The following is a 376-nucleotide window of genomic DNA, read 5'->3' on the forward strand; positions in this document are numbered from 1 at the left end:
GCCGGGGTTGGCGCTGTTGTCGGTACCGATGCCGCCGTGACCGCCCTGGCCGCCGATCCCGCCGACACCACCCTGACCGCCGACGCCCTGGCCGCCGGCGGTGCCGCCGTTGGTGGCACCAGCCGCGCCCCCAGCACCACCTTGGCCGCCGTCACCACCGGCCGCTCCCTGCCCGCCGGTCCCGCCACCGGTGGCGCCGGTGCTGCCGGTACCGCCTTGGCCGCCGGTCCCGCCGATACCGCCAAGGCCGCCGTCACCGGCCGTGCCGGAGGCGCCGGTGCTCGATCCGGATCCGCCGAGGCCGGCCGCGCCACCCGTGCCGCCGACACCGCCGATGCCGCCCGCGCCGCCGGCCACGCCGGGGTTGGTGCTGTTG

Annotated in this window: 1 protein-coding gene; it reads right to left on the reverse strand. The window is 79.5% G+C overall.

The genetic code is table 11. The features are described 5' to 3' along the window. Positions 1-376: hypothetical protein (locus tag AO501_RS38335; protein WP_055579318.1), on the reverse strand; the 376-nt coding region annotated here is incomplete at both ends.

The organism is Mycobacterium gordonae, assembly GCF_001417955.2.
GTDB classification, from domain to species: Bacteria; Actinomycetota; Actinomycetes; order Mycobacteriales; family Mycobacteriaceae; genus Mycobacterium; species Mycobacterium gordonae_B.